At 44.2% G+C, this 13,960-nt stretch carries 10 protein-coding genes and 1 tRNA gene; 7 read left to right on the top strand and 4 right to left on the bottom strand.

Annotated features, from left to right (window positions below; genetic code table 11):
• Window positions 1-41: 41 nt before the first annotated feature.
• Window positions 42-1,469 carry a glutamate--tRNA ligase gene (gltX, locus tag ACED45_RS11915; RefSeq protein ID WP_371714126.1) on the bottom strand — a complete coding sequence of 476 codons (1,428 nt, stop codon included), beginning with the start codon at window positions 1,467-1,469 and terminating at the stop codon, window positions 42-44.
• Window positions 1,470-1,800: 331 nt separating this feature from the next.
• Between gltX and ACED45_RS11910 the strand changes: the two genes are divergently transcribed.
• Window positions 1,801-4,572 carry a copper-translocating P-type ATPase gene (locus ACED45_RS11910; protein ID WP_371714125.1) on the top strand — a complete coding sequence of 924 codons (2,772 nt, stop codon included), beginning with the start codon at window positions 1,801-1,803 and terminating at the stop codon, window positions 4,570-4,572.
• Window positions 4,562-5,002: a DUF411 domain-containing protein gene (locus ACED45_RS11905; protein ID WP_136974799.1), complete on the top strand. Its 441-nt coding sequence runs from the start codon at window positions 4,562-4,564 to the stop codon at window positions 5,000-5,002. Before ACED45_RS11910 ends, ACED45_RS11905 begins: the two co-directional genes overlap by 11 nt.
• 247 nt (window positions 5,003-5,249) lie before the next feature.
• Here ACED45_RS11905 and ACED45_RS11900 read toward each other — a convergent pair whose 3' ends face one another.
• Both ACED45_RS11900 and ACED45_RS11895 read right to left on the bottom strand, forming a co-directional pair.
• Window positions 5,250-5,906 (bottom strand): oligogalacturonate-specific porin KdgM family protein, encoded by a 657-nt coding sequence (locus ACED45_RS11900; RefSeq protein ID WP_371714124.1) that lies wholly within the window; start codon window positions 5,904-5,906, stop codon window positions 5,250-5,252.
• Between the two features lie 533 nt (window positions 5,907-6,439).
• Complete coding sequence (locus tag ACED45_RS11895; protein ID WP_371714123.1) at window positions 6,440-9,091, bottom strand: beta-N-acetylhexosaminidase; 2,652 nt, start codon at window positions 9,089-9,091, stop codon at window positions 6,440-6,442.
• A gap of 405 nt (window positions 9,092-9,496) precedes the next feature.
• Between ACED45_RS11895 and ACED45_RS11890 the strand changes: the two genes are divergently transcribed.
• Together ACED45_RS11890 and ACED45_RS11885 are read left to right on the top strand one after the other, a co-directional pair.
• Window positions 9,497-10,384, top strand: coding sequence for a TraB/GumN family protein (locus ACED45_RS11890; protein WP_371714121.1), 888 nt, complete (start codon window positions 9,497-9,499; stop codon window positions 10,382-10,384).
• 121 nt (window positions 10,385-10,505) lie between these two features.
• A complete protein-coding gene (locus ACED45_RS11885; RefSeq protein ID WP_371714119.1) occupies window positions 10,506-10,928 on the top strand; it encodes a hypothetical protein in 423 nt (140 codons plus the stop codon).
• Window positions 10,929-11,312: 384 nt separating this feature from the next.
• On the opposite strand, the gene ACED45_RS11880 is transcribed toward ACED45_RS11885, so the two are convergent.
• Window positions 11,313-11,389 (bottom strand) — tRNA-Pro (locus ACED45_RS11880).
• A gap of 255 nt (window positions 11,390-11,644) precedes the next feature.
• Here ACED45_RS11880 and ACED45_RS11875 point away from each other — a divergent pair.
• The 3 genes from ACED45_RS11875 to rluF all read left to right on the top strand — a co-directional run bounded on the left by ACED45_RS11875 (window position 11,645) and on the right by rluF (window position 13,865).
• Window positions 11,645-11,785, top strand: coding sequence for a DUF3149 domain-containing protein (locus tag ACED45_RS11875; RefSeq protein WP_017062321.1), 141 nt, complete (start codon window positions 11,645-11,647; stop codon window positions 11,783-11,785).
• A gap of 188 nt (window positions 11,786-11,973) precedes the next feature.
• Entirely contained in the window at window positions 11,974-12,555 is a 582-nt protein-coding gene (gene smrA, locus ACED45_RS11870; protein ID WP_017062320.1) for a DNA endonuclease SmrA, read from the top strand.
• A 176-nt stretch (window positions 12,556-12,731) separates the two neighbouring features.
• On the top strand, window positions 12,732-13,865 hold the full coding sequence (gene rluF, locus ACED45_RS11865) for a 23S rRNA pseudouridine(2604) synthase RluF (protein ID WP_055319834.1): 1,134 nt from the start codon (window positions 12,732-12,734) through the stop codon (window positions 13,863-13,865).
• Window positions 13,866-13,960 lie beyond the last annotated feature (95 nt).

Below are 13,960 nucleotides of genomic sequence, written 5' to 3'. Positions count from 1 at the left end.
CCAAGTTACTGACCCTTTTTTGATTCTATCAATCGCTCAAATTAAGCGTTAGCTTCACGCTCAGCGATGAACTCAAGAGCCATCTTGATACGAGCGATTACGCGCTCTTTACCAACAAGCTCCATCACAGCATCAACAGAAGGAGACTGACCGCCGCCTGTTACTGCTACGCGAAGTGGCATACCGATTTTACCCATGCCGATCTCTAGCTCTTCACATACTGCTGCAATCACACCGTCTTTGATGTTTGCAGTCGTGAAATCTTCAAGCGCTTCAACCTTAGCAAGCGCAAGCTCTAGTGGGCCTTTAGCAACACCACGTAGGTGCTTCTTCGCTGCGCCCGCTTCAAACTCAGAGAAATCTTCGTAGAAGTAGCGAGATTGCTCAGCAAGTTCGATAAGCGTGTTACAACGCTCGCCAACTAGCTTGATCACATCAGTGATAGCTGGACCGTTTGTTGTATCGATCTTCTGTGCGTCTAGGTGCCATTGCAGGTATTTTGCAACGTACTCAGGCTCAGAAGTCTTGATGTAGTGGTTGTTCAACCAAAGCAGCTTATCAGTGTTGAATGCAGAAGCAGACTTGCTGATTGCGTTTAGGCTGAAGAACTCAATCATCTCTTCTTGAGAGAAGATCTCTTGGTCACCGTGAGACCAGCCTAAACGAACTAGGTAGTTGTTTAGTGCATTTGGTAGGTAACCTTCGTCGCGGTATTGCATTACAGAAACAGCACCATGACGCTTAGAAAGTTTCGCTCCGTCATCACCTAGAATCATTGCACAGTGAGCGAAAGTTGGAACTGGCGCGCCTAGTGCTTCATAGATGTTGATTTGACGAGGTGTGTTGTTGATGTGGTCTTCACCACGAACAACGTGTGTAATACCCATGTCCCAGTCATCCACTACTACTACGAAGTTGTAAGTAGGAGCGCCGTCTGTGCGACGAATGATTAGGTCATCAAGTTGGCTGTTAGCGATTTCGATGCGACCACGGATTTGGTCATCAAATACTACACTGCCTTCTTTAGGGTTGCGGAAACGGATAACGCACGCATCGCCTTCTTTTGCTGCTTCGTTTGCTGCAACAATTTTAGGGTGGTTAGCATCGTAGCGAGCCATTTCTTTGTTTTCTTCTTGCTCTGCACGAATTTCATCAAGCAGCTCTTTAGACGCGTAGCATTTGAATGCTTTGTCTTCAGCAAGTAGCTTATCAACCATTTCGTTGTAACGGTCAAAACGCTTAGATTGGTAGTAAGGACCTTCGTCCCATTCCATACCCATCCATTGCATGCCTTCTAGAATTGCATCAACCGCTTCTTGAGAGTTACGCTCAAGGTCTGTGTCTTCGATACGTAGAACGAATTCACCGCCTTGGTTTTTAGCGAATAGCCAAGAGTAAAGTGCAGTACGTGCACCACCAACGTGAAGATAGCCAGTTGGGCTAGGAGCAAAACGAGTTTTAACCGTCATTTAAATACCTTGATTATGTAGGTGATTCTTTTAGTGCTCGCCATTACAAAGCCTGTAACAGAAAAATATCACTAAATTTTGGGCGCTATTTTATCACCACCGCTTAAATCTACAATCAGTAGTGAATGATTAATGCACTGTTGTTGTACGAAAGCTGTTATTGAAAGACTAATTACGTCTTCAAAGTAGCAAATCGATGGTATTAGCCTGTAGATTATAGTCGCACATTCTTTATTCCCCTCTCTCATTCCCAAATTGAATCCACCAGCTAATGCACCACTAAGATCAAATTCTTGAATTTATGTTTGACCTTACCCTTACGGGAAGGTTTATGTTAGGCGTAGATGAGAATTGGAGTATCGATATGAACCACTACACAACCGCGCTCAACGGCTTAAATTGCATGGGTTGTGCGAAGAAAGTCCGCACCCTGTTTGCTGATCTCGACAACACGACGATCAATGATATATCGCCGACCTACATCGATATTTCGACTCCATTTAATTACGTTCAACTCAACGAACAGTTGGCGACGCTTGGTTATAGCATGGGCAATAAACTGCACCTTTCGTTATCCGGTCTTAGCTGCGGTAAGTGCGTTAGCAAGCTGACTCAAGCACTTGAACAAACCGAGCAAATCTCAGACCTAGAAATCAGCAAACATGAATTGTCCTTGGTTACTCAGCTTTCAGAACCCGAGCTTATTGAGTTGATCGAAAGCGTGGGTTATCACGCGGCTTCCTACTCAGAAGTTAATGAGCCTTTATCTAATTCAGATTCAGAATACGATAAAAAAACAGCGCCAGTGGAGCCGACACAAGATAAACCTGCTGCTAGCCAATATACCTATCACCTTGTTCTTGAGGGAATGACGTGTGCGAGTTGTGTTTCTTCGGTAGAGAAAGCACTGAAAAAGAATGAGTTCGTCGACCAAGCTCAGATCAATCTCGCAGAACAGACAGCCTTAGTTTTCACCTCTAAAACACGAGACGTCATCGAAAGCGCGCTAATAGAATCCGTAAAAACCGCAGGTTATGGTGCAGAGTTCGTTGATGACGCGGCGACTCAACAACAAAAACAGCAAGAACAACAACTTCGTACCCAAAAAGCTTTCCTAAAAAATTCGGTAAGCGCGCTGCTTATCGGTGCTCCGCTGATGGCGTGGGGTCTGTTTGGTGGCAGCATGACTATTGCTACATTTAACGACCAATTGGCTTGGGGCTTAATCGGTGTCGTCTGTTTGGTACTGCTAGCCACTTCAGGTCGTAGCTTCTTCACCAATGCTTGGCAATCACTGATGCACAAGCGCGCGACCATGGATACGTTAGTTGCTTTGGGTACAGGCGCAGCATGGTTCTACTCCATGCTAGTTGTGTTGATTCCGTCATGGTTCCCTGAGGCCTCTCGCCATGTCTACTTTGAGGCGAGTGCGATGATCGTTGGTCTAATTTCTTTGGGCCACTACATTGAAGCCAAAGCCAAAGCTCGCACCACAAAATCACTACAAGCTTTGATTAACCTACAACCTCAAAAAGCGGTGGTCATCGTCGATGGCAAAGAACAAACCATTGCTGTAGAAGCTATCCAAGTCGGCATGCAAGTACGCGTCAAACCGGGAGAAAAAGTGCCAGTTGATGGTGTTGTTGTATCTGGGGAGTCTTACATCGATGAATCGATGCTGACCGGTGAACCACTTCCCAACGTTAAATCGGTGAGTGATGGCGTTTCTGCGGGCACCATTAATGGCGATGGTAGCTTAATTATTGAAGCGACTGGGATTGGCTCAAGCACCATGCTAGCTAGAATCATTCAAATGGTTCGCCAAGCGCAAAGCAGTAAACCAGCAATCGCCAAGCTTGCCGATTCTATTTCAGCCGTTTTCGTTCCGGTTGTGGTCGCGATCGCTGCCGTTGCCGCCTTAGTTTGGTTTTTTGTTGGCCCAAGCTACATGCTAGTAGTATCAACCACAGTACTGATTATCGCCTGTCCATGCGCGTTAGGCCTAGCAACGCCACTGTCGATTACTGTTGGCGTGGGTAAAGCGGCTGAGTTTGGCGTTCTTATTAAAGATGCGGATGTATTGCAGTCTGCCAGCAAGATCGATGCTGTTGTGTTTGATAAAACAGGTACGTTGACCCAAGGCAAACCAACCGTTCAACAGGCCTTTTACTCTAATCTAACGGAGCAAGAGTTACTGGCTTATGCTTATTCAGTAGAAGTGGGATCTGAGCACCCACTCGCCAAAGCCGTTTGCCAATATGCAGAGAGCCTACAAATTTCAGCACTACCTCATAGCGAGTTCGAAAACCAACGAGGGCTTGGCGTACAAGCAACAATTAACGGCAAGAACGTGCAAGTTGGCTCGCTTAAGTTCCTCACCCAATTAGGCATCAATACAGAGATTGGCGAAGATTTCATCGAGCTTTGCCGCTCGCAAGCCTGGACGCCTATTTTCATCGTGATTGACCAAAAACTAGAAGGCATATTGGGCATTTCAGACGCGTTAAAAATAGATAGCAAACAGGCGATAGCTCAACTAAAATCCGCCGGAATTCACACTGTGCTATTAACGGGCGACAACGACTCTGTGGCTCAAGCCATTGGTAAGAACGTCGGTATCGACGAGGTTATCTCGGAAGTGCTTCCAGAGCAGAAAGCTCAGCATATTGTTCAGCTTCAACAGCAATATAAGAGTGTTGCCATGGTTGGAGATGGCATTAACGATGCACCAGCGCTTGCTCAGGCCGACATAGGTATCGCAATGGGCAGTGGCAGTGATGTCGCCATCGAGAGTGCGCAAATGACACTCCTCAACTCGTCGCCACTGTCTGTGAGTAACGCAATAGAACTGTCTCAAGCGACCGTGAGAAACATGAAACAAAACCTGTTTGGAGCCTTCATATATAACTCGCTAGGCATTCCTATCGCTGCAGGTGTGCTCTACCCATTTTTCGGTTTTCTACTTAGCCCTGTTGTTGCGGGAGCTGCTATGGCGATGTCGTCAATTACGGTAGTTAGCAATGCTAACAGACTGAGATTATTCAAACCTACTCATTCTAATATCAACAAAAACCATATTCATGAGGTTAACCATGATTCGTAAAATTATGACTCTTACTGCACTCGCTGCAATTTCAGGACAAGCTCTAGCTACTGATGTTCTAAACCATAAGTCTCCATACTGCGGCTGCTGCACAGAATGGACTGAACATATGCGAGATGCTGGGTTCGATGTTACAGAGAAGCTCCACGATGATATGAATCCAATCAAGCAGAAACTAGGGGTAACGCCAGAGCTAGCCTCTTGCCACACAGCAGAGATCGATGGTTACGTATTTGAAGGACACATTCCGGCTAATGATGTTAAAGCCTTTTTAGAAAACCCGCCACGCAATGCAATTGGCTTAGCAGTTCCAGGTATGCCAATGGGCTCACCGGGCATGGAGTATGGCGATAAGAAAGACGAGTATTCTGTGTATGCGTTTAATGAGAAAGGTCAGGTGTTTGAATACCGTCATTACGATGGTAATTAGAGCGTAAAGAAACCGGCACAAAGCAATATTTAAGAAGTTATAAAAATAGAGCCTAACATTAAGTAAACCCAAGACTGTGGTTTACTTGCTAGGCTCTTTGCTTTTGGACAGTAAAGCAAATCTTGTCGCGGCACCAACCGGGCTGTTGGTACCGCTATGTTTTCGTCGCTAGTTAACAAAAAAGCTAATTAGCAAAGAAGCTCACTTAGCCAATAATCTAATCGACTAAACAGCCAAGTGAATCAGCTTAGAAGCCGTAAGAAGCACCGAATACGAATGCGTTGTTAGCGTTGTCAGCTTGGTTACGGTACTCAAAGTAAGGTTGAACGCCTTGACGAGTCCATGTCGCACGAAGCTCGTGGTCCATTGTGTTATCAGCATCGCTGATTACGTATACGTTGTTGTAGCTTAGAGCTAGCTCAGCGTTTACTGCGTAACCGATACGGTTGTCAAAACGAGTTTGATCGTCAGCTTTGCTATCTTCCATAGCGTGGTAACGAGTACGGTTGCTAATAGAGATACCGTTCTCGAAGTTGTAACCGATCTTAACCAATGGACGGTACTGAACCGTTTCACCGTTGTTTAGTAGGTGGTGGTAACCCGCAGCAACCCATAGGTTGTCATTGATGTTGTACATCTGCTCAACACCTAGAGTGATGTATGGAGAGTTACCTAGACCGCTGTCTTGGATTGCGTCATTGTCGTACTTACCAAGAGAGATACCATCGAACTCTGTTAGTAGTGTTGTGCCTGAATCAAACGTGTGGCCCGCTTCTAGAGTTGACGTAGCGTTTGGTTGGAAATCAGAGTGAAATTGAACGTTACCTGTAACGTAAGAAGAACCAGCAAAAGCACTAGAAGCGAAAGCAAGAGAAAGAGCACTTAGAGCGATAATTTTTTTCATAGTAAACTGCCTTAGTTTGATTTTTTCAGCGGTATATCTTCGGTACATCATTCACCTTCACCGCTTGAGTAGTTGGTCGCCTCCCTGGCATGAAATCTATGTTGCTCGAATTAATTTGCGTTTCAAAATAAAAGGAGCAACAGAGTGATCCCTCTCACTATCAAAAAAGGACAAGTTATTTAACTATTTAAAATCAATAACTTAAAAATATAAAAATTGATAAAAAACTCAAGATGGAAAAATATACAGATCGGGATCACATTATTTCACGAAGAAAAATTAGATTTAGATAGTTGAATCACATTTGATTTAGAGTTTTTTACAGGGGACTTATTTTTTGAAGAGAATAATGAGAAGCGCGTCACTTTTGGGATTAAAGTCACCTTATGTGCATTGTTGACGATATAAACAAAGGCGATTTCTATATGTTTCAGTTTTGGATAAACACCTAATTCGCATCAAACAAAAAGAGCTCCCGTTTTATCTTGAATAAGATAAAGGTCAGGAGCTCTTTTACTAATAGTGCTTATCGATTATTTAACTGAGGTAACTCGACTTACTTTCTCACCACTTTCTGAAATAGAGCGGATGTAAGTTTCACCAGAGACCGATGGACGTTGTTGCTCATCATACGTTAGCCACTTTTCACCATCTGCTGAGTATTGAAGCTCTACACCTGGGAATTGAACGTTCATCGCTAACTTACCATCCACAACCTGAGCGCCCGGCACGGGTAGTCGGTAATCAATGCCCGCTTTTTCAAGCTTAGCCAGTTCACGTTGACCCACGATATTGGCGAAGCGATTGAAGTCGCTGTTTAGCGCTTGCTTATTCACTAGGTTAGTTTCTTGAGAGTATTCAACGCCAACCTTGTAGTCGTTTTCCCAATCTGCTCGGTGCCATGCGCGCTCTGCTGCTGCAAGAACGCGTGGGAATACCATGTATTCATACTGCTCGTCGGTACGTACTGTTTCAGACCAAAGCTGAGCTGACAAACCGTAGAAAGGTTTCGCTTCAATCTCACCTTTACCGCTGAAGCCATTGCCGTCACGGTCTAATGACGTTTCTGCGTTTTGTGGCATGTTCTCTGGAGCAAAGCCAAACATCTTACGAGTATCTGTTGCACGCGTTGCCCAGTAGTAACCACGCTCTGCGGCATCTACTTCGTATGGCATATCCATGTATACGTAATCTGGGTTAGAAACAATTACGTCATAACCTTTCGCTGACCAGTCGTAAACTGATGAAGTACCGCCCCAGTAAAGAACATCCCAGAAGTTAACGCGCGTACTTTCTGTTGCAAATGCTTCTTCACCTTCGCTGTATTTCAGGCCATCTTGCCACGCTTGGAAGTGTGGAATGCCTTTGTCAGCAACAATCTTAGACACCTCTTCTGCAAAGTGGCTTGGCAGATGACCGAAATCGCTTACTGTACCGTCCGCAATTAGTTTCTGACATTGTGGAGACTGTTGGAACGGCTTATCTTGCTTAGATAAATCAATGTTTCCCTTCCATGCCACTTTGTCTTCTGCATTAATATCTTGTAAGCCAGCGCCTAACTTAATGTTTTTCGCTTCATCGCCACCAAAGTGCCAAGTCGTTAGCGGAACACCCGCTTCTTGGTGCATTGCTGCCACTTCAGAGATCACTTTATCAACAAAGTGAGTCGACGATTCCATACATGGGTTAATGAAGCTTTGCTTATCGTAGAACTGAACAGTCGTCACGTTCGATGTATCTTGTGGATCCATCAAACGGTATTCGTTCGCTTCCGCTTCTTTACCTTCCGCCATTAGGCGAGTGTAACGTGCTTCCATTGATACCACAGCAGAACGAGCGTGTGCTGGCATATCAATCTCTGGGATAACTTCGATGCTGCGCGCTTTTGCGTAGCTTAAGATCTCGACGTAATCCGCTTTACTAAAGAAACCAGAGCCGAAGTTATCTGTTGTTGGACCTGAACCTAGCTGAGGCAGTAGACAGCTTTGCTCTTCCAAATCGAAACAACGATTAGACCCTACATCCGTTAGCTCTGGTAAACCTGGGATTTCTAAACGCCAACCTTCATCATCCGTTAAGTGAAGGTGCAGTTTATTCATCTTGTAGGCTGCCATTTGGTCTAGCGTTGCTAAGATGGCATCTTTTGAGTGGAAGTTTCGAGCTACATCCACCATCACACCACGGTAATCAAAGCGCGGTGCATCTTTGATCGACAGTTGTGGTAATGATTCAGCGTTCTGACTGTCTATTAGGCCAAAAATAGACTGAACTGCGTAGAAAGCACCTGTTTTATCAAACGCTTTAATCGCAATCCCCTCTTCCGAGATGCTTAGTTCATAAGCGCCAGGTTTCGCCAAATCACCCGTAAACTGAGTAGGAACAACGGTAACACTTACTGGAAGGTCACCACTCACATCTACGTTTACCACATCTGCACGTTCTTCGATTGCAGCGAACTGATCAGCATCGAATGCGTCTTTTGGTAGGGCAATACCACCAGCAATGCTCACAGATCCTTCACCCGCTTCTACCGACATTGGCGTTGGTAGTAGCGTTGTTGATACATCTTGAGTTGCGAGATCAGCATTCTTTTCAAAACGCGTCACCGCTGTCGCCATTACGTTATTGTCATCAGGTGTACGTTTAAGGTTGTTACCCTCTAGACCCGTTACGAATGACGCGACATCTTCCGTATTCAATGAAGCAATCATCTTTGGTTCTGCGTTTGGCGCCGTTACGAATGCACCCGGCATAAAGTCAGTTTCAAACAGTTGCCAGTATTCACTTGTTAGCGGAAGAATCACTTCTTCACCCGCCGCAAAACCATCGAACTTTTCTGTTGGTTCAAGCTTGTGTAAGTCACCGGTTACGCGAGTGATTTTAAACTGCTCATTATCAACATCTAAGATAAGGCGAATACTGTGGAAGTAGATGGTCCAGTCTTTTGAATCAATCGCTTCACCATCGTTAGTTAACGTCATGTTCACTTTATTACATGATGCCCACTCTGCGCCTAAGTCCTGACAAGCCATGCCTTCGTTTGCACCGTGGTTCGTCAAGATTTCATATTGCACATCAAGGTTATCAGCCAGTGCATTAACCACCTTTTGCTCTGGTGCTTGTGTCACAGCACAACCCGCCAAACCAGCCAGTACCGCTACAGATAGTAAGTTTCTCTTCAACATCGTATTCACCCATAAATTTAAAAATTGAGTAAGAAGCAAATTGGAGCGCTTCGAAAGTTAGCTAAACTATATGGGCTTATTTTTTACCGTGAATTAAATCAAGCTAATAAAGTGATCAGCTTCAAATCTCAAAATCAGCGACAAAATTAATTATATAAAAATCATTAAGTTAGAATTAACGGCACTTCCGTCAGTTTTATTTTGACGTAAAAATTGAGAATTGAATCACAATCTTTTTAAAGGATTTCATAAAATCGTGTCGTTGATAGAGAGAAAGGTTTAAGAGTTTGTTCGGGTTGTTATACTTTTCGTACAAACAACGTGACATCATTCTCAAAAAAAACCGTTAAAAAACACCGTCAAAATCGATTTTAACGAGTTTAATACTTCCTAAAGGAGCTCCCTTTGCGCCCACTCTGGTACATGGTTTTATTCGTTTTCGCTTTTTCAGCAAGGCAAGCGCTCGCCGAGCCTCTTTATTGGCAAGCAAAAAAAGATGAACTGACACTCACTATCTTAGGTTCTGTGCACGTTGGGGACGAGAGTATGTACCCACTTCCTTCGGCGATAACCGACGCGCTAAAAAACAGTGATGGGTTAGTTATCGAAACGGATATCAGAAAGTCTGATGGCGTTGTATATCCCCGCAACAAACTCACTACAGCCGATGTACTCAATGAAGAACAGCTGCAATTATTAATCGACATCTCAAAATCATTGGATATGCCGACGCAACAACTGCTTAGCTCACCGCCTTGGGCGACATCTCTTTCCATACAGATGCAGCAGTTAAAAAATCTTGGTTATGGGTCCGCAGGAGGCGTTGATGCGACGCTAGCTTACAAAGCGACTATCCAAGATGTCCCGGTGATCAGTTTAGAGCCACTACAATTCCAAATAGACCTGATGACAAAACAAAAGGATGACGGTAAGGAATGGTTAGTCAGTAGCCTTGAGGAATTTGACCAAACTGATCATGTGGTTCATTGCCTAATTGAAAGCTGGAAAGCGGGTGATTTAGCGAAGCTGGAAGCCTTCGCAGAGCTGTCTGAGATGTCGCCTGAACTCGAGAAAGCATTCTTAACTGATCGCAATATCGACTGGGCAAACAAACTAGCAGCCAATGATTGGAAACTCGACTCAAAAGGGAACTACTTGATTGTGGTTGGTGCCTTACACCTAGTTGGAGAAGGCAACCTTTTACACTTGTTAAAAGAGAAAGGTTTTAATGTCACTCAACAATCACAAAGCCAACAGGCTCAGTGTCAATTTGAGATTAGTGACGACAGCTAGTTCAACTCGAAGCCATGACCTTCTCCTAATATAAGCATTACCTAATAACAGAATCATTACATTTAATAGCACCATTGGGGTGCTATTATCTTTCGCTCTTTCTACCTACGGCGTTGTTCGAATGAAACCAGTACTTTTTGCTTTCCCTTTAGCCCTCACGATGCTGATGCCCTCAATAGCCTCAGCCAAAGAAACGTGCACCATTGAACAGTTTCAGGCTATAGATATTCAACCTGATGCTAAAGGCGGTGTCTTAGATAAAGAAAGCGGGCAGTTTTTGATTACAGAGAAACCACCGATGCGCTGCGCCAATATTAAGTTCACAACATCGACAACACGAAACCGCATTGCAAGCCAAATGAATGGGAATTTTGAAGCGAGCTTTTACGATAACCAAACGGGTAACTCTCACTCGGTGACGTTTGATGAAAATGAGGTAAAGGCAGGTTACATTCGAATAGGCCCTAATAAACCAGCTGAAGCGTATGTTTGCTTTGTTACTTCAGAGACTCCAATCAAAAACATCACCTGTGATGTCAGGTAAACAGGTTTGGGGCTACTGGCTATTGGGTCAACCCTTGTCTCTATAAAGGCCATTTAGAACAACAAGAGATTCCCGACTCGCTCTAGGGAATGACGTACATACCGGAAAGCAAAAAAGCCGTAGCACCTTCTACTACAAAGAGTGCTACGGCTTTCTTTAATATGGCCGATGAAGAGCTTATTTTGAACATCAGGCGAACCCCATCTCGATTCAAATCCCATTTCCCATACTCTGAAACGACGAAAGCCTACTCAATGAGCAGGCTTTCTTAATGTGGCCGGTGAGAGGGATTCGATTGGACTGGCATTCCAGCCCCATCCTCATGTTCTAAACCAGATTAAAATACAAAAAAACCGTAGCATTTCTGCTACGGCTTTCTTAATGTGGTCGGTGAAGAGGGATTCGAACCCCCGACCCTCTGGTCCCAAACCAGATGCGCTACCAAGCTGCGCTATTCACCGAGATATCTAACTGGCTGATTGCCTGTCGATGGAGCGTATAATACGGATTCTGAATTTATCCGCAAGCGCTTTTTCTCATATTTATTGTGAATTCCAATCGTTCGAACAAAAGACATACAACAACTCGCTTGATGTGACGAAAAACACACAGTTACCAACAAGTATTTAACTTATGAAACAGAATTGATCCAGATCAGTGAATTGATAACACCACTTAATACACTAACCCGTGTCATATAACTTTGAGGTATACACATGGACTTTTGGCTAGATCTCCTATTTGGTAATGCGGTGGGACTATCTTCAATGATAGTAATCTTCGGGGCTCTGGGTCTCATGATGTTTTATGGAGGCTTCTTCATCTACAAAGTTATGACTGAAAAATCTCCTCACTAGAATCGCTCAGCCTAAATCATTTACTTTTAAGCATTGTTTTACTTTATAAGTATTACTTTATTTTATAACTAAATGTAAAAACGCTTTGCACCGGAGCAGACTTATTGTCTTCTCCGGTTTTTTCATTTTTAAACCCAGCCTCAACTTAGGTATACTTACCCTATCCTTCCCAACTTGAGATACACAATATGTCTCATGATGACGACTTAGATCTCTTCCAAGAAATGATGGGCGATGTTAAACGTATCGACCATGACACCGCTGAACACCAAAAAGTACACCGAGTCACAGAATCTCACCTTGCTAAGCGTGAAGCCGCTATGTGGCTGTCTGACGACGAGAAAGACTACTTATCATTAGACTATTCGCCAATGATCAAGCCAGACGATGTCGTTGCTTATAAAAAAGACGGTGTACAAGAAGGCGTATACAAAAAGCTGCGCCTAGGCAAATACCCTATTCAAGCCAAGCTCGACCTTCATAGAAAAACACTGAAAGACGCACGTAACGAAGTGCTTTCATTTTTGCGTCAGTGTTTAAGAATGGATGTTCGTACCGTCATCATTGTTCACGGTAAGGGAGAGCGTTCGAACCCACCAGCAATGATGAAAAGCTACGTGGCAAATTGGCTCACGCAAATCAACGACGTTCAATGTGTTCATTCTGCTCAGCAATTTCATGGTGGTACGGGCGCTGTCTATGTCATGCTCAGAAAGAGTAATGAGAAAAAGCTAGAGAACAGAGAGCGCCATCAAAAGCGCACCAGTTAATAGGTTGAGATAGATAAACGGGCGAATAACGATTTTGCATCAGGATCGATATTTCGTGCCTAGACTCACACCAAGTGCTAAAATTGCCTCAGTTAACGAATTCCAACTCAAAGCAACTATCCAAAGGTTGCTTTTTGTTTATTTATATTTCCGTTGTGAAACGCTAAGAGAATATCATGTCACAAGAATCCCAAGCTAAACGCCTTAATAAATACATCAGTGAAACTGGTTTTTGCTCACGCCGCGAAGCCGATAAACTCATTGATGCAGGCCGAGTTACTATTAACGGTAAGATCCCTGAGATGGGCACTAAAGTCTTGCCAGGTGATGATGTTGAGATCGACAATAAGCCTGTTCGCTCAAAAGAGAAGCCGATTTACATTGCTCTTAATAAACCAACAGGTATCACCTGTACGACTGAGCGTGATATTCCTGGCAACATCGTCGACTTTATCGGCCACCACAAGCGTATTTTCCCTATTGGCCGCTTAGATAAACCTTCTGATGGCCTTATCTTCTTGACCAACGATGGCGACATCGTAAATAAAATCCTACGTGCAGGTAACAATCACGAGAAAGAATACGTGGTGCGTGTAGATAAGCCGATTACGACTGAGTTTTTGAAGCAAATGGGCGCTGGTGTCCATATTCTCGATACTGTTACCTTGCCATGTAAGGTCGAGAAAGAGACCAAGTTCTCATTCCGAATTACACTAACACAAGGCCTTAACCGCCAAATTCGCCGTATGTGTGAAGCGCTCGGTTACGAAGTATTTAAGCTGCGCCGTGTTCGTATTATGAATATCTCACTAGACGGTATTCCTAACGGCAAATGGCGCTACTTGAGCGACGAAGAGATCACTGAGATCTTGGCGATGTGTGAAGGTTCAGTAAGTACGGAAGATGCGTCAAAAATGAACGCGAAAGGTCAACGTATTCGTAAAGCGACTGATGCGAAACTTTTTGACAGCCGTGAAGAGAACCAAACTTCAACAGCACGTCGTAATCAAAAAGAGCACCGTACTCGCACTTACCGCGGTAACAATGCGGATGAATTCCGTCATGCGCCTAATTCAAAGCGTGGCCGCAATTCGTCGAACGGTGAAAGCGGTGGTAATACCGAGAACTGGAAATCAAACTCTCGTTCAGAGCGCTCTAACTCAGATAGAAACCGTTCGGATCGCAATCGTACCGATCGCGACAATACCGATCGTAGAAGCGGTAAACCGGCAAACCGCAGCCAAGATTCAAACAGACCGAACAAACCTGCACCAAAGCGTGTTGGTGGTACTTTAGGTCTTAAGAAGTAGTCAGAATCAATAAGACGAGACACTCGATATAAAAACGCCCGCTAGATTAGTCTAGCGGGCGTTTTTGTTGGTCATTCGATAGCTTTATCGTCATG

This window comes from Vibrio crassostreae (assembly GCF_041439375.1).
GTDB lineage: Bacteria > Pseudomonadota > Gammaproteobacteria > Enterobacterales > Vibrionaceae > Vibrio > Vibrio crassostreae_D.
This window is presented reverse-complemented; position numbering and strand designations above follow the sequence as displayed.